General features: G+C 35.3%; 30 protein-coding genes. 5 read left to right on the forward strand and 25 right to left on the reverse strand.

Annotation, left to right across the window (positions count from 1 at the left end; all coding sequences use genetic code 11):
• Positions 1-3 precede the first annotated feature (3 nt).
• The 4 genes from ACFPVY_RS06210 to ACFPVY_RS06225 all read right to left on the reverse strand — a co-directional run bounded on the left by ACFPVY_RS06210 (position 4) and on the right by ACFPVY_RS06225 (position 2667).
• Positions 4-309, reverse strand: coding sequence for a hypothetical protein (locus tag ACFPVY_RS06210; RefSeq protein WP_379791105.1), 306 nt, complete (start codon positions 307-309; stop codon positions 4-6).
• An 86-nt stretch (positions 310-395) separates the two neighbouring features.
• Entirely contained in the window at positions 396-926 is a 531-nt protein-coding gene (locus ACFPVY_RS06215) for a YceI family protein (RefSeq protein WP_379791106.1), read from the reverse strand.
• 81 nt (positions 927-1007) lie between these two features.
• Positions 1008-1727 carry a pirin family protein gene (locus ACFPVY_RS06220; protein ID WP_379791315.1) on the reverse strand — a complete coding sequence of 240 codons (720 nt, stop codon included), beginning with the start codon at positions 1725-1727 and terminating at the stop codon, positions 1008-1010.
• A gap of 358 nt (positions 1728-2085) precedes the next feature.
• Positions 2086-2667, reverse strand: coding sequence for a Crp/Fnr family transcriptional regulator (locus ACFPVY_RS06225; RefSeq protein ID WP_379791107.1), 582 nt, complete (start codon positions 2665-2667; stop codon positions 2086-2088).
• A gap of 276 nt (positions 2668-2943) precedes the next feature.
• Between ACFPVY_RS06225 and yaaA the strand changes: the two genes are divergently transcribed.
• Positions 2944-3702, forward strand: a complete 759-nt coding sequence (gene yaaA, locus ACFPVY_RS06230) for a peroxide stress protein YaaA (protein WP_379791108.1) — start codon at positions 2944-2946, stop codon at positions 3700-3702.
• A 96-nt stretch (positions 3703-3798) separates the two neighbouring features.
• Here the strand turns inward: yaaA and ACFPVY_RS06235 are convergent, their stop codons facing one another.
• The 9 genes from ACFPVY_RS06235 to ACFPVY_RS06275 all read right to left on the reverse strand — a co-directional run bounded on the left by ACFPVY_RS06235 (position 3799) and on the right by ACFPVY_RS06275 (position 12105).
• Positions 3799-4146, reverse strand: coding sequence for a hypothetical protein (locus ACFPVY_RS06235; RefSeq protein WP_379791109.1), 348 nt, complete (start codon positions 4144-4146; stop codon positions 3799-3801).
• Between the two features lie 247 nt (positions 4147-4393).
• Positions 4394-4699, reverse strand: coding sequence for a DUF3861 domain-containing protein (locus ACFPVY_RS06240; protein ID WP_379791110.1), 306 nt, complete (start codon positions 4697-4699; stop codon positions 4394-4396).
• A gap of 171 nt (positions 4700-4870) precedes the next feature.
• Positions 4871-6457, reverse strand: coding sequence for a DHA2 family efflux MFS transporter permease subunit (locus tag ACFPVY_RS06245; protein WP_379791111.1), 1587 nt, complete (start codon positions 6455-6457; stop codon positions 4871-4873).
• A gap of 86 nt (positions 6458-6543) precedes the next feature.
• A complete protein-coding gene (locus ACFPVY_RS06250; protein ID WP_379791112.1) occupies positions 6544-7632 on the reverse strand; it encodes an HlyD family secretion protein in 1089 nt (362 codons plus the stop codon).
• A gap of 11 nt (positions 7633-7643) precedes the next feature.
• Positions 7644-8990 (reverse strand): TolC family protein, encoded by a 1347-nt coding sequence (locus tag ACFPVY_RS06255; RefSeq protein ID WP_379791113.1) that lies wholly within the window; start codon positions 8988-8990, stop codon positions 7644-7646.
• The gene (locus ACFPVY_RS06260; RefSeq protein ID WP_379791114.1) at positions 8980-9603 is read right to left on the reverse strand and encodes a TetR/AcrR family transcriptional regulator; all 624 of its coding nucleotides are present in this window, start codon (positions 9601-9603) and stop codon (positions 8980-8982) included. The genes ACFPVY_RS06255 and ACFPVY_RS06260 overlap by 11 nt, the downstream gene beginning before the upstream one ends.
• Positions 9604-10408: 805 nt before the next feature.
• Positions 10409-10975 carry a YceI family protein gene (locus ACFPVY_RS06265; protein ID WP_379791115.1) on the reverse strand — a complete coding sequence of 189 codons (567 nt, stop codon included), beginning with the start codon at positions 10973-10975 and terminating at the stop codon, positions 10409-10411.
• Between the two features lie 28 nt (positions 10976-11003).
• Complete coding sequence (locus ACFPVY_RS06270) at positions 11004-11636, reverse strand: NAD(P)H-dependent oxidoreductase (RefSeq protein WP_379791116.1); 633 nt, start codon at positions 11634-11636, stop codon at positions 11004-11006.
• 13 nt (positions 11637-11649) lie between these two features.
• Positions 11650-12105: a MarR family winged helix-turn-helix transcriptional regulator gene (locus ACFPVY_RS06275; RefSeq protein WP_379791117.1), complete on the reverse strand. Its 456-nt coding sequence runs from the start codon at positions 12103-12105 to the stop codon at positions 11650-11652.
• A 145-nt stretch (positions 12106-12250) separates the two neighbouring features.
• Here ACFPVY_RS06275 and ACFPVY_RS06280 point away from each other — a divergent pair, with 145 nt between their 5' ends.
• The 4 genes from ACFPVY_RS06280 (at position 12251) to ACFPVY_RS06295 (ending at position 14274) form a co-directional block, all read left to right on the forward strand.
• Positions 12251-12781 (forward strand): TlpA disulfide reductase family protein, encoded by a 531-nt coding sequence (locus ACFPVY_RS06280; RefSeq protein ID WP_379791118.1) that lies wholly within the window; start codon positions 12251-12253, stop codon positions 12779-12781.
• 64 nt (positions 12782-12845) lie between these two features.
• Entirely contained in the window at positions 12846-13463 is a 618-nt protein-coding gene (locus tag ACFPVY_RS06285; protein WP_379791119.1) for a thioredoxin family protein, read from the forward strand.
• Between the two features lie 21 nt (positions 13464-13484).
• Positions 13485-13793 (forward strand): rhodanese-like domain-containing protein, encoded by a 309-nt coding sequence (locus tag ACFPVY_RS06290; RefSeq protein WP_379791120.1) that lies wholly within the window; start codon positions 13485-13487, stop codon positions 13791-13793.
• A gap of 97 nt (positions 13794-13890) precedes the next feature.
• Complete coding sequence (locus tag ACFPVY_RS06295; RefSeq protein ID WP_379791121.1) at positions 13891-14274, forward strand: rhodanese-like domain-containing protein; 384 nt, start codon at positions 13891-13893, stop codon at positions 14272-14274.
• Here the strand turns inward: ACFPVY_RS06295 and ACFPVY_RS06300 are convergent, their stop codons facing one another.
• From ACFPVY_RS06300 to ACFPVY_RS06355, 12 genes are all read right to left on the reverse strand, one after another.
• A complete protein-coding gene (locus ACFPVY_RS06300) occupies positions 14275-16059 on the reverse strand; it encodes a sensor histidine kinase (RefSeq protein WP_379791122.1) in 1785 nt (594 codons plus the stop codon).
• A 16-nt stretch (positions 16060-16075) separates the two neighbouring features.
• Positions 16076-16531 carry a response regulator gene (locus tag ACFPVY_RS06305; RefSeq protein ID WP_379791123.1) on the reverse strand — a complete coding sequence of 152 codons (456 nt, stop codon included), beginning with the start codon at positions 16529-16531 and terminating at the stop codon, positions 16076-16078.
• A 37-nt stretch (positions 16532-16568) separates the two neighbouring features.
• Complete coding sequence (locus ACFPVY_RS06310; RefSeq protein ID WP_379791124.1) at positions 16569-17126, reverse strand: helix-turn-helix domain-containing protein; 558 nt, start codon at positions 17124-17126, stop codon at positions 16569-16571.
• A gap of 207 nt (positions 17127-17333) precedes the next feature.
• Positions 17334-17456 carry a hypothetical protein gene (locus ACFPVY_RS06315; RefSeq protein ID WP_379791125.1) on the reverse strand — a complete coding sequence of 41 codons (123 nt, stop codon included), beginning with the start codon at positions 17454-17456 and terminating at the stop codon, positions 17334-17336.
• A gap of 46 nt (positions 17457-17502) precedes the next feature.
• A complete protein-coding gene (locus ACFPVY_RS06320; protein WP_379791126.1) occupies positions 17503-17766 on the reverse strand; it encodes a SemiSWEET family sugar transporter in 264 nt (87 codons plus the stop codon).
• 80 nt (positions 17767-17846) lie between these two features.
• Positions 17847-18095 (reverse strand): hypothetical protein, encoded by a 249-nt coding sequence (locus ACFPVY_RS06325; RefSeq protein ID WP_379791127.1) that lies wholly within the window; start codon positions 18093-18095, stop codon positions 17847-17849.
• 18 nt (positions 18096-18113) lie between these two features.
• A complete protein-coding gene (locus tag ACFPVY_RS06330; RefSeq protein ID WP_379791128.1) occupies positions 18114-18347 on the reverse strand; it encodes a hypothetical protein in 234 nt (77 codons plus the stop codon).
• Positions 18348-18476: 129 nt separating this feature from the next.
• On the reverse strand, positions 18477-19331 hold the full coding sequence (locus tag ACFPVY_RS06335; protein ID WP_379791129.1) for an SDR family oxidoreductase: 855 nt from the start codon (positions 19329-19331) through the stop codon (positions 18477-18479).
• Between the two features lie 125 nt (positions 19332-19456).
• Positions 19457-19639 carry a hypothetical protein gene (locus ACFPVY_RS06340; protein WP_379791130.1) on the reverse strand — a complete coding sequence of 61 codons (183 nt, stop codon included), beginning with the start codon at positions 19637-19639 and terminating at the stop codon, positions 19457-19459.
• 47 nt (positions 19640-19686) lie between these two features.
• Entirely contained in the window at positions 19687-19896 is a 210-nt protein-coding gene (locus ACFPVY_RS06345) for a hypothetical protein (RefSeq protein ID WP_379791131.1), read from the reverse strand.
• A gap of 157 nt (positions 19897-20053) precedes the next feature.
• Entirely contained in the window at positions 20054-21988 is a 1935-nt protein-coding gene (locus tag ACFPVY_RS06350; RefSeq protein ID WP_379791132.1) for an OmpA family protein, read from the reverse strand.
• Positions 21989-21999: 11 nt separating this feature from the next.
• Entirely contained in the window at positions 22000-22926 is a 927-nt protein-coding gene (locus ACFPVY_RS06355) for a PorP/SprF family type IX secretion system membrane protein (RefSeq protein WP_379791133.1), read from the reverse strand.
• Between the last annotated feature and the right edge of the window lie 24 nt (positions 22927-22950).

Genomic DNA, 22950 nt, shown 5'->3' on the forward strand with positions numbered 1-22950 from the left:
TAGTTATGACAAATTATTCTCTAAAGCAGAAAGGATTTCGTTTTTTAAAAGACCGCTTCCGCCACCATAATGCTGGACGATTTTACATTCGGGATTTGTTTCTTGAAAGAATTTACGAAGTTTTTGTTCGCTTGCTTCCTCAATTCCGCAACCCAGAAGCACGAGATGAAAATGGATTGTTGAAAATATATTCATGGCAGTTTCATCAGTTTCGGCGCCGGCTCCAAACCAATCTTCATTGGCATTGATAAGCCTAACCACGGTTTCTAAAATTTCTTGATGCCTTCCGATGTAGAGAATGTTAATCATTTTTTTAAAGTTGCTGAGGTTCTGAGTTGCTAAGATTCTAAGGCAAAACTTAGCGCCTCAGAAACTTAGAACCTCAGTTTCTCAATTTATTGTTGGATAAACTGCAATTCGATATTTAATTTCACTTCTTCGCCAACCAAAACACCGCCTGTTTCAAGAGCTGAATTCCAGTTTAAACCCCAATCTTTTCGATTGATTTTTCCAGTTGCTGAAAGTCCGGTTTTTGTGTTTCCCCAAGGGTCTTTTGCCAATCCACCAAATTCAACGTCTAGTTTTACTGATTTTGTCACTCCGTGAAGCGTCAAATCTCCTGTTAATTTGTAGTCACTTTCGCTTTCTTTTTCGAAAGAAGTTGATTTGAAAGTCAATGTTGGAAATTGTTCTGCATCGAAGAAATCTCCGCTTCTCAAGTGGTTGTCACGGTCTGCGTTTCCAGTATTTATTGAAGCAATTTCTCCTGAAAAATCAAATTTTGCTGACGTGAAATCATCGCCTTCTGTTTCGATTGAAGCGTCAAATTTTTCGAAGTTTCCAGAAACATTTGTAAACATCATGTGTTTTACTTTAAATCCGATTTCTGAGTGTGCTGTGTCAATTGACCATTTTGTTGTAGACATAATTTATTTTAGTTATTAAGTTATTAAGGTGCAAAGTTGCTGAGTCTTTCTCGCTTTGCGGTAATTTTCTGATTATCTAATTTATAGAGACATTGGAACTTCCATCAAAAGAATTTCTGCGTCTTCAGACAAAGCTTGGATTCGGATGTTTTGCGTGTCCCAAATTCCCAAACCATCTCTTTCATTTACATCGATGTTTCCAATTTTGAAATCTCCTTTTAAAATAAAGGCGTAAATTCCGTTTCCTGATTTTTTCAAGTCGTATGAAGTTACGAAATCTTTATCGAATTTTCCCAAATGAAACCAAGCATCTTGGTGAATCCAAACTCCGGCATCATCAGGATTTGGAGAAATAATTTGCTGTAAATTATTATGACGTTCGGCTTCGTTTAAAGTGATTTGGTCGTATCTCGGCGTTACATTTTTCTTGTTTGGATACACCCAAATCTGAAGAAATTTGGTCAGCTTCTCTTTGTTTTTATTGTATTCGCTGTGGAAAATCCCGGTTCCGGCGCTCATCACTTGAATATCGCCTTTTGAAATTACCGCGGTATTTCCCATACTGTCTTGGTGTTCCAAATCGCCTTCTAACGGAATCGAAATGATTTCCATATTATCGTGCGGATGTTTCCCAAAACCCATTCCGCCATCAACTCTATCATCGTTTAAAACTCTCAAAACACCAAAATGCATTCGGTCTGGATTATGGTAATTCGCAAAACTAAATGTGTGATGTGAATCTAGCCAACCGTGATTTGCGTGACCACGAGTATTGGCTTTGTGCAAAATTGTATTTTCCATAATTAGTGAATTTGTGTTAGGTAAATGATTGTATCCGATGGGTTCCAATGGCGTGATTTCGTCGATGTCGTTATTCATCACGTCGCCGATGGTTGCTGAAGTGATAAACATTCCAGTTCCCATTAATCCTTTTTTTATAAAATCTTTGCGTTCCATTTTTGTTCTTATTTGATAGGACAAATTTCGGACAGAAAAAAAGGATGGGCATTGAACTAGGACAAGAAATGCAGATTTCAGTTTGAAGTGTTCAGATTTTAGTTAGCAGTCATAGCAAGGCACGAAGCAATCACATAATCTGAATGGATAATTGTTGAGGATAATCGTGATGTGATTGCCTCATCGTCGCAATGAAGTTGCGTTACTGCTTCGCCAACTTCGTACGAACTTTGCTCAAAAACTCCGCAGAAATTCCTAAATAAGAGGCAATGTAATGTTGGGCGACTCTTTGTGGAATCGTTGGATATAATTCTAAAAACTCCAAATATTTTTCAGTGGCAGTTTGGGAAATATTATGGAAAAGGCGGTTTTGAGTAACGGCCAGATTTCGTTGCATCAAGATTCGGTAAGCTCTTTCAAAACGTGGTGCCTTTTCAAAAAGTGCTTCCTTTGATTCAGGCGAAAAGGTGAAAAACTCGCAATCTTCTAAGGTTTCGATGAAAACTTGCGATGGTTTTTCTTCATAAATACTGAACGAAATATCGCTGACCCAAGCGTCTTCAATGGCAAATTGCAGAATTACTTCAAAACCATTGGTATCGATATAATATTTTCTGACGCAACCTTTGATGACAAAAGCTTCAAAATTGCACATTTCGCCTTCGTGAAGCATAATCGTTTTCTTCGGTACTTTTTTGTATTCCATTAAAGAGTTGAAAATATCGAGTTCCTCTTTAGAAAAAGAAACGTATCGGCTGATGCTTTTGTTGATTTGGTCGTACAATTTGTGAGGTTTTGGGTTTAGACAAATATAAGAAATGTGTTTTTAAATTAATTAAAATTAATAACTCGGAATAAGCATATAAGACAGATAAGGAATTATAGGCGAGACGTTACAACTTTCAATGAAACTTATATGAACTTAAATGCCTTACATGGTAAAAATAAATTACAATCCAATCTATGAAGCTTTCGACGATTTATAATAATTCGTGAAAATTCGAGTAATTCGTGGCAAGACAAATTTCATTTCGTATTTTTGAACTTCAAATTTTATACAATGAAAATCGTAATTTCTCCTGCAAAGTCACTTGATTTCGAAACTGAACTTCCTACCAAAAAACATACAGAATCTATATTTCTAAAAGAATCAAACACGGTTCACAATGTTTTGAAAAAACTAAAGCCTAAAAAACTATCAGATTTGATGTCGATTTCAGAGAAATTAGCCGATTTAAACTGGGAACGAAACCAAGAATGGAAATTGCCTTTCACGGATGAAAATGCGCGTCCGGCGATTTATGCTTTTAACGGAGATGTTTATACCGGACTAGATGCTTACACATTGCCAATTGCAAAAATCGACGAATTGCAAGGAAAACTTAGAATTTTATCAGGATTGTATGGTTTGCTGAAACCGCTTGATTTAATGCAACCCTATCGCTTGGAAATGGGCACAAAACTTCCGATTGGAAAGAATAAAAACCTTTATGAATTTTGGAAAACTAAAGTCACGAAGTCGTTAAATGCTGAATTGAAAAAAGACGAACTTTTCATCAATTTGGCAAGCAATGAATATTTTGAAGCCGTTGATGTAAAAGCGTTGAAAGTTCCGGTGATTACTCCAGAATTTAAGGATTACAAAGACGGAAAATTAAAAATCATCAGTTTTTTTGCCAAGAAGGCGAGGGGAATGATGGTGCGTTATATTATCGATACGAATGCTGAAACGATTGATGATTTGAAAGGCTTTGATTATGACGGATACAAATTTGACGCCAATTTATCGAAGGGAAATAGTTTGGTTTTTACGAGATAGTTTCCATCGCTGTCATTGCGAGGAACGAAGCAATCTCATCCAATTTATCGACTCAGATTATGTGATTGCTTCGTTCCTCGCAATGACTGAAGCCGTTTAAGATTCAATAAACTCGCTAAATTCTCTGCTGGCTTCTCTTGCTGATTTCCTTTGGTTTCGGGCTAACTCGGTTAAAGCTAAAATTCCTTTTTTGGCACATTTTTTTACTTTCACGATTTTATCTGAAAACTCTTGAAGCTTTTGTGCTTCTTCTTCTGAAAGTTTTGATGAAATGGAGGTTGCAAATTCCTGAAATTCTGCAACCGAAGGCTTGTTTGTTTCATAATGTTCTTGAAGCTCATCAAGCATTTCCTCTAAATCTTTCCCGATTTCAGTTAAAAATTCGATATTTTTTTGGCTGAATTCACGAATTGCCTTTTTTTCTTTTTTTCCGAAGAGTCCCATAATTTTGCGTTTTGATTGCAAGGGCTAATTTATTTTGAAAATTACCTTTTGAGATTACGGAAGGATTAAGATATGATTAAGATTGAAGGATTTAAAAATTGAAGGATTTAAAGATTCTGAAATAAAAAAAGTTCGACATTTCTGCCGAACTCTTTTTTTCTCAAACTTGTCATTCCGACGAAGGAGGAATCTCAACAACGGGATTATTCGCGAAGATTCCTCCTTCGTCGGAATGACAAAATTTATATTAATTTCCTTCTTTAACTGAAGCTTTTAGTTTCTTCATAAAACTTCCGAAGGCGGGCATTAATTCTTCAAACAATTCATTGTCTCGGTTTTTAATCATCACTTCGCTGAATAATTTTAGGCCAAGAGCAAATTCCACAGCTTGGTTTTCATTGTCAAACGGATTGTTTTCTCTGATTCTGTCAATGATTGAAAAAATTTCGTCGTGGTTTTCAAATTCGAAATCGATTGTTTCGTTTAGGCCTAAATCCTTTGGAGAATGCAAATGCTCTAAGGTAATTCTGTATTTGTTGTGTTTTTTTTCCATTGTGCTTAATTTTTGTTTGGACAATGTTTGTTTCGATTCAGACAATTCGTGACTCTATTTAGCCATTTTGTATTGTGAATCAGACGATACTTGTTTTGATTTTGATAATGCCTAATTCAGTTTAGCCAAAGCTTATTTCGATTGTGACAGGCAATGTTTCGAAATTATTTTTTAGTGCATCGCATCGGCCGGATTAATTTTGTTTTTTCCTCGTTTGATAAAGAAAATAATCGGAATACAGCACAAGAACATTATTCCCAAATACATAAAAATGTCCATGTAAGATAAAACGGTGGCTTGTTTCATGACCGAAATATCCAAAACTTGGTAGGCTTTTCCGAGAGCTTCGCTTGCGCTGAATCCTTTAGACATAAATCCTTGTTGCAATTGTTGTACTCTATTTTGAACTTCTAATTTGTCCATGCTTAAATTGGAAACCAAATTCACACGGTGCTCTTGAGAAAAACGCGTGATGAAAGTTGTGATGATGGCGATTCCAAAAGAACCCCCCAATTGACGCATCATTCCGGTAAAAGCGGCACCTTCGCCGATATTTTTTCCTTTTAAAGTTGACAGCGCCAAAGTGGTTATTGGAACGAATAATAATCCCAAACCAATTCCTCTTAAAATCAGTGGCCAAAACATGTGTTCTGTTCCTGTGTCTGGCGTGATGACGTTGTGCATCCAAAAAGTAAATATGAAAAAGGTAAAAAATCCTAGTCCGACTAAATAACCCTGCGGTACTCCTTTTTGCAATAAATTTCCAATAATTGGCATCATGAAAGCGGTTGTGATTGAACCCGGAATCAATAATAATCCGGCGTCAAGTGCTGTCCATCCTAAAACAGATTGCGTGTAAATTGGCAAGATTAGGGTAGAACCATACAATCCGAAACCTAAAATGAAACACATTACGGTTCCGATTCTAAGATTTCCGTCTTTTAAAACGCTTAGATTTACGATTGGATGTTTGTAAGTCAATTCCCTCCAAATAAATAATACCAACCCAAAAAGGCTGACGATTGAAAGTGTTACAATTAAGCCGTCATCAAACCAGTCGTCTTGCTGGCCGTGTTCTAAAACGAATTGCAATGAGCCGATGAACGCCGCAAGCAACAAAATTCCCCACCAATCGACTTGATTGGCTTTCAGTTTTTCTCCGTATTTTGGACTTTTTACATACGTAATTGTCAAAAATGTTGCGATAATTCCCAATGGAATATTGATGTAAAAAATATAAGGCCAAGAATAATTTTCGACCAAATAACCTCCCAAAGGCGGTCCTAATGTTGGTCCCACAATTACTCCCAATCCGTAAATGGCTTGTGCCATTCCACGTTTTGCAACCGGATAACTTTCGGTAATAATGGTTTGTGCGGTTACTAAAAGCGCGCCTCCACCCAATCCTTGGACAAAACGGAAAGCGACTAATTCCCAGATATTTGTGGCGTTTCCGCATAAAAAAGACGAAACGGTAAATATGACAATGGATACGGCAAAATAATTTCTTCTACCGAATTGTTGCGACAGCCAGCTCGTCATCGGAATCACGATTACGTTGGCAATAGCATAAGCGGTGATTACCCAAGCGACATCGGTTAATGTGGCGCCAAGACTTCCTCGCATGTCAGTCAAAGCGACGTTCACGATGGTGGTATCCACGATTTCCAGCAAGGCACAAAGTACCGCCGTAATCGTGATAATCACCCTTCTGAAGCCGTATTCAACTAAACTGTCTTCTCCTGAAGTTGCCTGCATTTAATTTTTGATTTTAGATTTATGATTTTGGAAGAAATAAAATGTGAATTATCAGAGACAAGTTTATCTCGACCAATTATGATGAATTATTTCAAATGCACGTCAACGTCAACGTTCATTCCCGGGCGAAGATTTTCCATCTTTTTAGCATCATTTTCTTTGTCCAAGCTAATTTTTACAGGAAGTCTTTGAATCGTTTTTACGAAGTTGCCCGTTGCATTGTCAGGAGGAAGCAATGAAAATCGAGCTCCGGTTGCAGGAGAAAATGACGTGATTGTTCCTTGAAATTCATAATCAGGATAAGCATCCACGTGGATTCCTACTTTTTGCCCGATGACCATTTTGCTCAATTGCGTTTCTTTAAAGTTAGCGATTACCCAAGCTTCAGCATTGTTGATAATGTAGAACAAAGATTGTCCCGGCGCTACCAATTGTCCTGGCTGGATGTTGATTTTTGAAACTTGTCCGTCAATCGAAGCGGTAACAACTGTGTAACCTAAATTCAATTTTGCAGCGTCTAAAACTGCTTGTGCTCTTTTAATATTTGCAGCGGCAACGTCAGTTTGTTTGCTAGAAACATTGGAACGAGAAGCGGCAATGCTTTTTTGGTAATTGCTTGCTTTTTGTTGCTGTTGCAAAATTTTCACTTCGTTATCAGCTTCTAATTTGGCAGCTTCGGCTTGTTCAAATTGTTGTTTGGTAATCGATTTATTTTTGTATAAATTTTGGTAACGAACAAAATCATTATTAGCTCTGTTCGCTCTGATTTTTGCGCTTTCAATATTTCCTCCGGCAGAAGAAAAATTTGCTTCAGAAACAGAAACATTTGCTTGTGCGCCACTGATATCGGCTCTTGAAACTTCAAGGCTTCCTTGTGCTGAAATTAAAGCAGCGTTTGCTTCTTCGACTTTCACTTGGTAATCTTTGTCTTCGATTGTGAAAAGCGTGTCGCCTTTTTTAACGAAATCATTGTCTTTCACAAAAACTTTGGTCACATAACCCGTTACTCGTGGAATAATCGGATTCATATTTTTTTCTACTTGCGCGTCATCTGTAGTTTCGTGCGCCAACGAGTGAACATATTTGTAAACTCCATAAATAATCCCAATGATTACAAGGGCTCCAAGAATGTACTTGAATTTATTATTTGTTGCTTTTTTTTCTGTATTTTCCATCGTGAAATGAATTAGTTTTTAGGTGTAAGATTGAATGAGTCAGTTAATTTTCCGGATGCGTTCAGCAATTGATAGTAGCTTTGCGTGATATCAGCTTTTGAAAAAGCCTCGTTTAATTTGGCTTGCAAGTCTTGAACATCGGCTTCCAATAAATCATTGGTGTCTGAAAGGCCGTTGTCATATTTGTCTTTTACGATTCTATAATTTTCGTCGGCTTGCGTCACGGCTTCCTGATAAACGCGGTATTGTTTCAATGACAAATTGTAGTTTTCTTGCGCTTCTTGAACTTCCACTTTAATTTGGTCTGTCAAGATATCCGCAGACTGTTTGGTTTCTGAAGCAATGCTTTTGGCTAATTTCACGTCTTTTCCGTTTTTAAAAATTGACGATAAATCGTAAGAAACGCCAACGCCAACATTCATCGCATTGTTTACTTCCAAAACATTTTTCAGGTTGAAAGCAACATAACCGCCACTTAAACTAACCGTTGGGTAATAATTTCCTTCAGCAACCTTGATATTCGATTCAGACGCTTTTTGAAGCCATCTTAACGACTCTAAATCGCTTCTGCTGGCAAGAGCATCATTTTGGCTAAAAGAAGCTTTCTCAGAAGAAGAATTTGTGAAAACAGCTTCTTCCGGAACAATTTGTGTTCCTTCTTGCAATTTCAGCAAATTGACCAATTGATAATTAATCGTCGCCACATTTTTCTTCGCATCTTCTAGCGAAAGTTCGATGTTTGAAGATTGCAATTGTGATTTAAGCAAATCATTTCTGGCGATTAATCCGTTTTCTTCCATTGCCGTAAAATCTTTCACACGCTGTTGCGACGCTTTCAGATTATCTTGAATTAACGAAACCGACTGTTGCGCTTTGTAAAGATTTACATAAAGAATCACGGTGTTCATCGCCAAATTTTCCTTGGTGCTTTTTGCATTGAAAACTTCAGCTTGGTATTTGCTTTCAGAAGCTTTTACCGAATTCTTCAATTTGAATCCAGAAAAAATCGGCACGGCCAAACTCGCTTGTCCCAACATCAATTGGTTCACTTTTGGTGATGAAGTTGGTTCAGCGCCTTCTTCTGGTTCTGATGCCGTTCCAAAGTTTGATTTTACGTGCGCATCAGCCAAGCGTTGGTATTGACCAGAAATTTTCAGGCTAGGGTAGCGGTTGTTTTTCACGGTCGCCAGTTCAAATCTTGAAGTTTCAATTTTTGTATCGGCCAAAGCTGCTTGATTGCTTTGTGTTGTGGCCAGCGAAATGGCCTCGGTTAATGTCAGTTGCTTTTTTTCTTGAGCGCGACTTTCGGCGAAGCCCAAAATCAAAAGCATTCCTAACAATAGAGAATTAGTTTTCATAAACTAAAAGGGCTTTAATTGTTTTCTTAATGTGAATTGTTAAATCTGTTTTTATGTAACGGTCAAAATCGTCTTCTGACTTGAAACCAAAAATTTCTTCGTAGTAAGGTCGGTTCATTTGAAAATGGAAAAAGGTTCCCATAATCGTTGGAGGTAAAAGTTCAATATTGATGTCTTTTGCAAAAACTCCTTTCTCTTGACCTTCGTTAATTATCTTTTTTAAGGAAAGCAAATTTTGCTTTTTCATGTCGGTAAAAACTTTGAAATCCATCAGTCTTTTATTAGACGAAAATTCGAAGTGGAGAATCTGATACATGCATCGATTTTGATAAATTCTTTTGATGTATAAATCGACCAGTTTTTCGACCTTATCCATTGGAGATAAATCCTCGCTAAAAAGGTTTTCTAATTGCATTCTCAAATCAGAAGTTCTGAAGATGATTAATGACTCTAACAATTTTTCTTTAGAACCAAAATAGTAGGAGACCATCGCGATATTGATATTCGCTTTTTTGGCAATTTCTCTGATGGAAGTTCCGTCGAATCCTTTCGCTGCAAAAAGCTCTTCAGCTACCTGAAGAATCTGTGTTTGCTTTTCATTAAATTCGGCCATCGTATTTTTTTATTTTAAAATCGAATGCAAAGTTAAACACTTGTTTAAATTAAACGATTGTTTAAAATTATTTTAACGAAATATTAACGAAAAACGTTGTAGAAAGTGGTGATAGAAAAAATCTATATTATGTAATCATAATTTTGATTTCCAATTTATTATGATTTATTAATTAAACTTAATTATTAATTTAAAGTATTACTTTAAGTTATATTTAAGATAGTTTTTTAGGAATTAAAATAATGCATTTTTCTACACCTTTTATGAAAATAAAGTGCTTTTGAAAGTTTAAATCTACGTATAAAAATTAAATACAAAAAGCAAAAACGAACTTATTTTTAGCTTAAAATTCAGCCCTATTATATCTTTAAATTCTCAAAAAAATATTTTTTTGGATCAAATTACATCAGTATGAAATGTAAAATTATTTAAATTTCTCATAGAAATTTTTGATTTTCAGATTAAAATTCGATGGTTTTAGCGAGCGAAAAATCTCTTGTAAATCACACCGTTTTGGTCTTAAAAACCAGTGCTTTTTTTGCAACTTATAGGAGCCAAATCTAGATTTTTGAGTGTGAAAAAGCCATTTAATTAGCATCTAAATTTGGTTTTTTAAGTCGTTTTTTACACGTGTTATTTGCTTCGTTTTGGGTAAATATATGAACCGATTTTGTGTTGAATTTTAAGCTTAAATCAATTAAAAAAAATCTTAAAAGAGAGCTTTATCTGTAGAAATTAGATCAAAAAAAAATCCCTGCTAAAATTAATTAGCAGGGAAATTTCGGGGAAATTAAGTATGTGGAAATTAGAATTTCAAGTCAATCGCAAGTTCGAAATTATCATCAATTGCTTTGTCACCAAGTCCGTCGAAGATACTTCCTGAACCATATTTGATGTCAAATTTAGTTCTGTCGACAGTCAAAGCTGCAGTTGCAGTATCTTTGTTAACTGTGATTTTAAACTTAACAGAGTTAGTGATTCCTTTGATAGTAAGATCAGCAGTTACAGCATAAACGTCGTTTGATTGCTTGCCAATTGTTTTAATAACTAACTTTGCAGTTGGATATTTAGCAGTACCAAAAAAGTCATCAGCTTTCAAGTGACCTTCTAGTTTTTCTTTTCCTTCACCAGCTTTTAAGTCAGTTACAGTGATTGAATTCATGTTAACAGTAAAGTTTCCACCAACTAATTCAGATTTTTTGAAGATCAAAGTTCCGTCTTGAAATTCAATATTTCCTGAATGTTGTCCTGTTACTTTTTTACCAACCCAGCTGATATTACTTTTTTGAACGTTTATTTTTTTCTCTTGAGCGTTTGCTGAGAAAGTTACTGCTACTAAAAGAGCGATTGCAATTGTTTTTAAATTTTTCATTTTTGTGTATTAATTAAGGTTATGATTATTATAAATTGATAAAGAATTCTTTGTCTGATTTTCTAACTTTTTTGTAGTGTTGCGTCGCATCTTCCTCGTGACGGTAGCCAACAGCGGCGATAACAGCAGTTGTTAATCCAAGTTCATTTAATCCAAGGATTTCGTCAAATTGCTGCGGGTTGAAACCTTCCATTGGCGTTGCGTCGATTTTTAAAGAAGCCGCAGTGTTGATCAATGTTGACAAAGCTAAATACGCTTGTTTTTTTGACCAATTGTTTCTTCCTTCTTCGTCTAATCCGGCAATGAAACCGTCGATCATATCGCTAAAACCTTTCAAACTCTCCACCGGAATTCCGCGAGTTTCGCTGATATTTTCCATGTAAGATTCAATTTGTTTCGAGCCAACGTTGTTCTCAACTGCAAAAACAAAAAGCTGTGAAGCTTCTGTAATTCCTGATTGGTTGTAACCCGCAGGTGCTAATTTTGCACGCAATTCTGGGTTTTCAACGATAATTACTTTAAATGGTTGTAATCCCATTGAGGAAACGCTCAATTTTGTCGCTTCCTTTAATATTGCTAAATCAGCTGAAGAAATTTTCTTTGTTGCGTCATATTTTTTGACCGCATATCTCCAGTTCAAGCTTTCTAATAAATTGCTCATTTGTGTTATAAAATTAAATTGATCTAAATTTTTCTAGTAAGTTATTCAGTTGTTCTAACTCTTCAACTGTAAGATTTTGGGCAAAAAGGGCTTCGTGTCGATCGACTTTTGGGTTCACTTCATCCAATAAATCAAGTCCTTTATCAGTTATTGCGATTTCCATTTTTCGGCGATTATCTGGGCAGATTTCTCTTGTAACCAACTCTTTTAGAAGAAGTTTGTCAACCAATCTGGTCGTATTACTGGTTTTTGCAATCATACGTTCTTGAATCACGCACATATTGGTTGCATTTCCGTTTTGACCTTTTAAAATTCGTAAAACATTGAATTGTTCTGGCGATAAATCGTAGCTTTTCAATACTTCATTGAATTTTTCTCCAATAAGATTTTGTGTATACAATATGTTGAGAATCGTTCTTTTACCGATTTTCATAGGAGAGGTCGTCTTTATGATGTCTTCTATTTTCATAATTGTAATTACAAAATTTGTATGTACAAATGTAGTGCTATTTTCAATTGTATATACAAATGTAGATTAAAATTTTGTTAATTTCAGTTTCAAAGCAATAGAAAGCTTAATTTTATTGGCTTTAAAAGAATTTATTTTTTATATTATGAAGAAAATAGCATCGCTTTTGGTTTTAATTTTAGTCGTTTCTTGTAAATCGGAAGATAAAAAAGAAGAAAATTCAGAGCCAAGACCATTAAAAACATATTCTGAAGGAAAAATTTCGGTGAATTCATATACATTTTCTGCGTTGGAACATTTCTTAAAAAAAGATAATGATACTACTTATGTTGTGAATTTTTGGGCAACTTGGTGCGTTCCCTGTGTGGAAGAATTGCCTAATTTTGAAAAACTAAATGCAACTTATAAAGACAAAAAGGTAAAAGTTTTGTTAGTGAGCATTGATTTTCCGAAGATGGCTGAAAGTAAATTATTGCCTTTTATCAAAGAAAAAAACTTGAAATCTGATGTTGTTCTTTTAAATGATCCTGATGCAAATTCTTGGATAAACAAAGTAGATTCCACTTGGTCAGGAGCGATTCCTGCAACGGTAATTTACAAAAAAGACAAGCATCAGTTTTATGAAAAAAGCTTTACTTACGAAGAACTAGAAACTGAAGTAAAGAAATTTTTGTAGAGGTTTCAAAGTTTTCCAGTTATAATCTAAGAAGTCTAATAATCTAAATATCTAATAATCAAATATGAAAACAACAATCAAAATTTTCGCTTTCGTTCTGCTTGCTGGATTGGCAAGCGCTTTTACGTATAACAAAACTATTGCTTCGGGTTACAAAGTTGGTGATATCGCCACAGATTTCAGTCTTAAAAACATTGACAATAAAAAAGTTGCCTTAAAAGATTTTAAGTATGCTAAAGGTTTTATCGTGGTTTTTACTTGCAATCATTGTCCGTATGCGCAGGCGTATGAAGACAGAATCGTGGCTTTGGATAAAAAATATAAAAAATTGGGTTATCCAGTGGTCGCGATAAATCCAAATAATCCTGAAAAACAAAAGGAAGACAGCTTTGAACTGATGAAAGTTAAGGCGAAAGAAAAAGGATTTACGTTCCCGTATTTACTTGACGAAGGACAAAAAGTGTATCCGCAATATGGCGCTACAAAAACGCCTCACGTTTATGTTTTGCAAAAATCTCCTAAAGGAAATGTAGTGAAATACATTGGTGCAATCGACGATAATTATGCCGAAGCAAGCGCGGTGAAACAAAAATATGTTGAAAATGCAGTAGATGCTTTGTTGAAAAACAAGGAAGTTTCGGTAAAAGAAACAAAAGCTATTGGATGTTCGATTAAAGCGTAATATTTTTACAAAAATTTAAAGATGAATTTATCAAAAGAACAATGGTGGTCGCAATTGCAGGAAGACGAAAATGCTGTAATTCTTGACGTTAGAACAGAAGACGAGTTTAACCGAGGCTACATTCCTGGTGCTAAAAATATTGATATTTATAAAGGCCAAGGATTTATTTATGAAGTGGAAGAACTGGACAAAACTAAAAATTATTATGTCTATTGCCAAGCCGGAATGCGAAGTGCGAAGGCGTGCAGCGTAATGAATGAGCTGGGTTTTGCAACAACTTTAAATTTGGTTGGCGGTATGTCTGAATGGGATGGGCCGGTGGAAGGTTAGTCAATTTCAAAATCATAAAAATGTAGATTTCAAGTGTCTAAATGTTTATATTTGGACCTTGATTTCTGCATTTTTTATTACAATTAATTTCAAAACAATGAAAAAAATATATTCGTTATTGCTGTTAGTTTTGGTTTTTGCTTCGTGTCAAGCCCAAGAAAAAAAGCCACAATTGGTTTCTTCGGAAGCTTTTGAATCAAAAATTGAATCGGGAAAAGTGCAGTTAATCGATGTTAGAACTCCAAAGGAATTTAAGCAAGGTCATTTGAAAAACGCCAAAAATATTCATTTGTACGACCAAGATTTTGGGACTCAAATCGATAAATTAGACAAAAAAGAAACGGTTTATGTGTATTGCAAAGCGGGCGGAAGAAGTGCCGAAGCTGTTGAAATCATGCAAAACCACGGATTTGAAAACATTGTAGAACTTGAAGGAGGCACAGATTCTTGGACAGAAAGCGGAAAAACGTTGGAACAATAATTATTTTGGCAGATAAATTGTAAAAATCGCTCCGGTTCCTGGAATTCCGTCTGCTTTTATGAAACCGTTGTGGTTCTCGATGATTTTTTTGCAAATGGCAAGACCAAGACCGGTTCCGGCATAATCCATTTCAGTTTCTAGACGTTTGAAAAGCTGGAAAATTTTCTCTGAAAATTCTTGCTTGAAACCAATTCCGTTATCAGAAACTATGATTTTGTGGTATTTTTTATCGCTTAAAACAATGTCCCTGAACTTTTCTTCGGCTTCAATTTTTCCGGTTGAAATCTTGATTAACGGCGCGACGTCTTCCTTACTATATTTGAGCGAATTTGAAATCAAGTTTACAAAAAGCTGGTGAATCTGAAACTGAATGATGTTTATTTTTGGCAAAGATTCCACTTTAACTTTGGCGTGTTTCTCCTCGATATTTACCGATAATTCTTGGATAACATCAGCTAAAACTTCCTTTAAATTGGTCTTTACAAAAACTTTATTGTCCTTAATTGTTCGGGAATAATTCACCAGATCCATCATCAGGTTCTGCATTCTGTTAGCCGAAATCCTGATTTTTCCGAAGTAATCTTTTCCTTTTTCAGAAATAGTTTCCCATTCTGTGTCTTGAATTCTTGAAATAAACATTTGGATTTTTCGAAGCGGTTCTTGCAAATCGTGACTTACAATTTGGTTAAAAGATTCAAGCTCGGCATTAATTGCAATTAATGATTTGTTCTTTTCTTCCAACGCCAATTTGCTAGTATATTCTTCTGTAATGTCGTTGCTTACCCCGATTTTAACCAATTCCCCTTTGGCATTATTTGTGAAATCTCCGGTAGAATTAATGTATCTAATTTCGCCATTTGGCCTGATAATTCGATAAATAAAAGAAGTGGGAGTGAGGTCTTTCATCGATTCCTCGTGTATTTTCATTATTTCATCAATGTCTTCGGGATGGATATATTTTACAAAATGATCTGGCTCGATATTGTCCGAAATCGGTTCTAATCCAAGTATTCTAAAAAAGTTATCCGAATAAAAATAGCGTCCGGTTTTTAAATTTATTTTCCAATGGCTAATTCCCGCTACTTTTTCGGCATTATCGGCAATTTGAGTTGCAAAATTTAACTCTTTATTCAGTTTCTTCGCTTTCTGATAATCAAGATTGACTTTTGAAAGTGAAAAAAGAAGTACAACCAAAACGATAATGGTTAATGAAAAAGCGGTAATTGTGGAAGTTTCAATATCATAACGATGATTGATATTGTGAATCTTTAGTTTGTTAACTTCTTTATTTATAAGGCTATAAATGATTTCCCGAAGTACTTTTGTCTTGGCAGAACCTTCGACAAGTTTATTGTTCAAGATTTTTGCATTCACGTCTTCTGTTTCGGCAAGTTTTAAAGTTTCATCAAAGTTAGCAAAGCGCTTTTGGATCAAATCTGTCAAAGTTTCGATAGCATCAACTTCATTTGAATTTTCAGAAATCTGTTCTTTTATCGAACTTAACGACTTAAAAATATTACGTTTTATTTCGAGATCATTTTCAAGAAATGTGCTGTCTTTTGTGATGATAAAACTGCGCAGACTGTTTTCTCGTTGAATGATTTCTGAAGAGATTTTTTCAAGTTCAAACTGTCTTTTATTAGATTCTGAAATTAAATCAACAGACGTGTTCAAACTGCTCATTTGCAAATGAAAAACGATGGCAACGCCAATTACCAGTACAAAAGAAACTCCCAAAGCCATTCTATAAACCAGAGTTGGAGTGAAAAATTCTTTTAATTTCATAAGTTCTCGAGCTTAATTAAATGCTGAAGAAAAAAGTATCTTTGTTCAATTTTGAAGTGTGAAATTGCCAATTTAAATTAACAACTTCTTGAAGCACTTTTTTCAGCTTTGAAAAATCATTTGGTTTCTTTATGTAGATGTTCGCACCGCCCACAAAAGTTTCTTCAATATCTTTTTCAGAAGATGAAGTCGAATAAATGGCGATAGAAATATCTTTAAATTTTGGGTTTGATCGAATGTCTTTCAAACACTCGTTACCAGTTTTGCAAGGCATATTTAGATCTAAGAAAAGAATGTCTGGCAAGTTAGTATCTGGATGTTCCAGATAATCCATCAAATCTTTTCCATTCTTAAAAATAGTAAGTTTGTTGCTGATTTTTAAATCGTTAATCGCGTCGTTGAAGAAGTTTCTGTCGTCTTCGTCATCGTCGGCAAGCATAATATGAATGGGTGTATGATCGTCTTTAATCATTGAGGGGGAATTTTAACGTCAAATATACAAAAAATCGCTATTCTTTGGCAATACCACGTCGTTTGTCAACGATTCTTTTAAACATTGAAGGCGTCAATCCGGTGGTTTTTTTGAACTGTCCAGATAAATGGGCAACACTACTGTAATTTAATTTATATGAAACTTCTGTCAGCGTTAAACCGTCTTCAATAATCAATTTTTTGGCACGCTCAATTTTCTGCATAATGATATAATTCTCGATGGAAGTATAAGTATGTTCTGAGAAAATATTTGAAATATAACCGTAGCTCAAGTTTAATTTATCTGATAAATACGAAGAAATTGTGGATGTTGGAAGTTTGTCTTTTTCATAAACCATTTCCACAATTGTATCTTTAATACGCTGAATCAATTGACTTTTTTGGTTGTCAAGCAATTCAATTCCATAACGATTTAAGGCATCGCGAAGTTCTGCATAGGTCTCATTTGAAATGGAATCTTTAAACTCAATTTCTCCTAAATCTAAAAGTTGGTATTTTATGTTGAATTTTTCAAGCTGTTCTTGAATGATTACTCGACAGGCTTGATTAATATCATATTTAATATAAAGTTTCATAAACAAATGCTAGGTTAGGAGGTATAAATTTATTAAAAAATGTTTAAGTATCGCAATTTTTTAAGGGTAATTATTCTTGAGCTATTATTTATAATTATTCTGTTTAATTAAGTTTTTTATTTTCAATAGTTTAAACAAAACAAAAAAATGGAGTACCTATTATTCAAAATAGTACTCCAAATTATTTCTGTTGACGTAATCAAATTTTTATTCTGGATTCATAGCAGTTTCTCCCGATTGTGTTTTGGTTTTGTCAGAGTTGATTAAATAAGAATTGCCAATTGATTCCTCATCAGCAATCTTAAATTCATAAGACAAATTTATGATCATTAATAAGGATTTAATTACAGCATTAACAGTTTAGTTTATATAATTCTCATTTTTGGTTTTTTGCCGTCAATTTTATAAACAAAATGATCCCGTGAAGCGTTCCTGCTAAGCCGTTTGCAAGCATCACCGGAATATCATTTCTGTAAATTCCGTAAATTACCCAAGTAATACTTCCCAAAAAAAGCATTGCAAAACTTATTGCCGAAAGGCTTTTTGTAGATCGTGTTTTAATTACTTTATACGCTTGTGGCAAATTGGCTCCGGTGGTTAAAACTGCTGCTAACAATCCCAAAATTTGAATATAATCCATAATTTGTAAATGGTTTAGGAATAAAAAAAACGGCTTACCGTAAAATCAATAAGCCGTTTTTTGAATTAAAATTAAAAAAATTACAAAGCGTTTTTCAACTTTGAAGAATCATAATATTGCTCTTTCACGTTCTTTGATTCGCCTTTTGGCAAATTGCTTAACGAATCGCTTTCTCTTTTTTTGTTTCCTTTGTGAAGCCATTTGTCTTCTAAATCGGCTGCTTTATCACAAACAGAATCCCAGTGGCCTGTTTTTTTCAAGATTAATCTGGTGATAGCTGCAGCTGCGACTCCAGCAGCAATTCCGATTACAATTTTTTTTGCGCTCATTTTATTGGTTTTTATTGGTTATTTCTTTGGATTATTTTGCGCGTTCGAATAATTCATTTTCGAATTTACCGCATCTGCGTTAGAATTTTGATTAGAATTTTGAACCTGAGGATTCGCGGATCTTGTCGAATTTTGATGCTCGTCTAAAGTATCTCTTTGGCGATTATCAGTTTTCACATGGTGATCATATTGATCTTGGCTTCCGGTTTCTACTTCTTGCCTGTTTTTGTTTTTATTATTCGTATTTTCCATAACATCAAGTTTTATAGTTAATAAATGATATACTTTTTTTCTTAAATAATATACGTTGAGCAGGTTGCTAATCATCTTAAAGTTACGAATTTAAAAACCGAGAATTATTAATTTTTCTATAAATTTTAATTATCCGCCCACAATTTCTCCACCATTTATGTGGATAATTTGTCCGGTGATATAAGTTGCGTCGTCGCTGGCCAAAAAAACATAGGCTGGAGCCACTTCACTCGGCTGTCCGGCACGTTTCATTGGAGTATCTTGCCCAAATTCTGTCAAATCTTTACCGCTGAAAGTAGCCGGAATTAATGGTGTCCAAATTGGTCCTGGAGCCACGCCATTTACCCGAATTCCTTTTTCAGCAAGCATATTTGAAGCCGATCTCGTGAACGAAACAATCGCTCCTTTTGTGCTAGAATAATCGAGTAGGTGAAGGCTTCCGCGGTAAGCGGTTACTGACGTAGTGTTAATTACGCAATCTCCTTTTTTCATATATTTCAAAGCGTGAGTAACTGCATAAAAAAGCGGATAAATATTGGTTTCAAAAGTGGTATGAACTTGTTCGCTTTCAATCTCCTCAATTTTTTTCTTCGGAAATTGCATCGCGGCGTTGTTGACCAAAATATTTAAGGAACCAAATTTATCAACTGTTTCTGCAATCATATTTTTGCAAAAAGCCTCACTTTTCAGATCTCCTTTTAAAATAATACATTCAGCTCCTTCTGATTCCACCATTTTTTTGGTTTCTTCGGCGTCTTTAGTTTCAGACAAGTAAGCGATTGAAACATTGGCGCCTTCTCTGGCAAAATGAACGGCGACACTTCGGCCAATACCGCTGTCTCCGCCAGTTATCAAAGCCGTTTTTCCTTTTAATTTATTACTTCCAAGATAATTTTTCCGAATAATTTCTGGTTCTGGATGCATTTTATATTCGTCGCCCGGCTGGGATTGTGTTTTGTTTGGAAAAGAAGTTGGTTTCTTCATCGTATAAATTTTGGTTGAAAAAAAAATCCCTGCTCAATAAATTTATAAAGCAGGGATTTCTGAAATAAATAATCCCTAAAATCATAATTGAGAAACCTCAACTATTTTTTTGAGATGCAAGAAATTTAAAATTCATCATCTATTGGATATCCGTCAATTACATTTTCGTTTATATCTGGGAAAGTACAAATTGAAGGGTTTCTAAATAATTCCTGGAGCCATTCTGGCATCGAAATTCTCATCAAGTCAATTTGATTTCCAGAGCCGAAATTGAAATTTGGGTTATCTGTGTTTTGATTGTTTTCCATTTTCTTGCGTCTTTAAAGATTATGAAGGCTTATCTATTTTTCTTTTCTTATGGTGTAACTGTTGTTGTGTCATTTGACATTCCAGCTGTGTCGGCCGGCATTCCAGTTGTTGGAGCAGGAGTTACCGGATCAACAACCACAGTTGTCGTGTCCATATCTCCGTCAGGATTGTTTGCATCCTTGTCTTTACAAGAAATCATCGAACTCATCATCACTACCGCCGCTCCGAAGAACAATTTGCTAACTAAATTTTTCATAACATATTCGTTTTAAAAGGTTTCTGTATTCAAAGTTCGCCTTTTTAACTCCAAAATGTCTTACAGAATTTATTGTAAAAGTTACATAATGCCCAAAAAACAATGAGGCCACTTTTGCGAAGAAGTGACCTCATTGAACCCTAATCTAAAAAAAAACCTATTTTTCGACCACAATAAAATCAGAGCGACGGTTTGCAAAATGTTCTTCTTCTGTACATTTCACGCCGTTTGAGCATTTATTCGTTAATCGCTTCTCACCATATCCAATGGCGCTTTCAATTCTTGACGTATCAATTCCTTTTGAAATTAAATACGTTTGCGTAGATTTTGCTCTCGCATCAGAAAGCGTCAAGTTGTATTCATCTTTTCCTCTTGAATCTGTGTGCGACTCAATTTTTATTTTCAATTTTGGAAAGTTATTCATAGCAAAAGCCACTTTATCAAGCTCAATTAAAGCTTGTGGTGTAATATCTGATTTGTCATAATCAAAGAAAATTGGATTGATATCGACCTTCTCATCATTTCCTTGTTTTACAACCAAATCTTCGTAAGTACTCAATTCAAAATTGATGTTTTTCAACTCGTCGCCGTTGACTTTATTGGTTTGAACTTCTTCTTCATCGTTGCTGTGATTTGCTTTTGAAGCCATCATTTTTACTTTAATATTGCAAGGAACCGTCAAGCGATACGTTCCATCAGCATTGGTTTTTGCTTCAGTAAGTTCGTCCCCAAAGGCGTTGAAAGCTTTGACAATCGCATCAGCAATTGGCGCTTTTGATTTTGAATTGGTAACTCTTCCCGAAATTAATTGGTCGCAAGGTGCTTTTGCTTTGGTGAAATAATAAATATCATCGCCACCTTTTCCGCCAGAACGATTGGAAGAAAAATAGCCGAATTCATCAGAAGAATCAATGATGTAAGCAAAATCATCTTTGTTACTATTTATTGGAGATCCCAGATTTCGAGGTTCAGAAAATTTCATATTTCCATAGAATTTACTTTCATAAATGTCTAAGCCACCCCAACCAAAATGCCCGTCGGAAGCAAAATACAACATGCCATTTGTGAACGAAGGAAACATATCATTGGCCGCAGTGTTGATTTCTGGACCAAGATTTTTTGGAGGACCAATCGTTCCGTCTTCGGCAACTTGGCTCACATATAAATCGGCGCCGCCAAAACCTCCAGGCATATCTGAAGCAAAAAACAGCCATTTTCCGTCTTCGCTGAGCGCCGGATGTCCAACAGAATACGTTGGGCTGTTAAAGAAAATATCTTCAGAATGAGTAAGTTTTAAATCTTCTACCGTTCCTCGAACGATTTTAAAATTGTTTGTTCCTTCTTCGTCATTAACCAATTTTTTCTTTTTCAGAATATTTGTCGTGTAATACACTTTTTTCAAATCTTTAGAAAAAGCCACCGTTGATTCGTGGTACTTCGACTGCGCATTCGGAAGAAAAATTTGGTCGTTGAAAAAAGATCCGTTGTCCACATTTCTTTCTGATACATAAAGCGTCAAAAAAGGTTCTTTGTTCCAATTGTATAGTTTCTGGTCAAATTTTGTTGTGTCTTTTGACGAAGAATACACAATTTTATTTCCGAAGAAAGCAGTTCCAAAATCAGCCTTGTCAGAATTCGACGGAAGATTAAAAGTGGTGTACTGCGATTTTGCTTTCGTCAGACTATCCATTTGGCGCTTTTGATTGGCATAATGCGCAATTTGTTTTTGATCGCCTTTTTTAGCCAAATATTCTTTGGTGGCTTTATCAGCGCGATCATAGTCTAAAATTGCCTTTGTAGATTCAATATATCTTAAAAAATGTTCTTCGTCAACACTGGTTCCTTGAACGTCATAAAGGCGTTGGTACCACTTTGATGCGTTTCTCATGTCATCAATAAAATAATAAGAATCGCCCGCATTTTTCAGCGCCTGCGTGGACGGAGATTTTTCTTTTTCAAGATATTCTGAGTAGGCTTTTGACGCTTCAACATACGAATATTCTTTAAAAAGCTTGTTAGCATGGTTCAATTTGCTTTGTGCAAAACCGGTGGCAATGCTGAAGCAAAAACAGAGTATAAATAATTTTTTCATAGATGCAGGTTTTAGAAAAATCGAGGGGATTTGATTTGGTTTGATTTTTTGTTTAGCTGAAAACGCAAGACAATTTCGTGCGAGCCGTCGTTGTATTTGTTCAAATCTGTGGTGGTATAATCATAAGAATAACCAATGAATAAGTCTCTGGAGATTTGAAATCCGGCCAAAGCACTCACCGAGTCATCCCAACGATAGCCCGCGCCAAGCGTAAATTTTTCTTGGATCAAGAAGTTGGCAGAAACATCCACAGAAATTGGCGCTCCGTTCACTCCTCTGGCCAAAAACGCTGGCTTGAACTTGAAATTATCAGAAAAATTAAAAACATAACCCGCCATCACATAATAATGAAGGCGCTCAATGTTCACCGATTGCTGTACATCGTCATAATAATCGCCTCTGATAAAACTTGGAACAGACGCTCCAACATACCATTTATCCGAGTAAAGGTAAGCTCCGGCTCCCACAGAAGGCGTGATTTTATTATTAATATTGGTGTTTAGCAAAACATCGGTTCCGTCATAATATCTTCCTTTTGACCAATCTACGTTCAAAACTCTTGCTCCGGCTTTTACACCAAGTGCCAGTTTCACGTCATAACTTAAAGGCAAGGTGTAAGAGAAATTTCCGTCTAAATAAATTTCATTGGAAGGTCCCAAATTATCATTTACGGCAGAAAAACCTAACCCAACACGCTCATTTGCCAACGGTGTATGAATGGCAAAAGCCTGCGTTGAAGGCGCTCCGTCAATCCCAACCCACTGCGAACGGTGGATTAGGACTGCTTCTAGAACTCCTGTTGAACCTGCATACGCAGAGTTTACGGTCATCGGATTGTACATATATTGCGTATATCCAGGATCTTGTTGTGCATTACTTTTAATCGAAATGAATAGAAAAAGGAATGCTATGCTTGTATTATATATCGTGATTTTCATACTCTTAAAGTTTTAAATTGAAAT

Origin of the sequence: Flavobacterium qiangtangense (assembly GCF_042658345.1) — a bacterium.
In the GTDB taxonomy this organism is placed as follows: Bacteria; Bacteroidota; Bacteroidia; order Flavobacteriales; family Flavobacteriaceae; genus Flavobacterium; species Flavobacterium qiangtangense.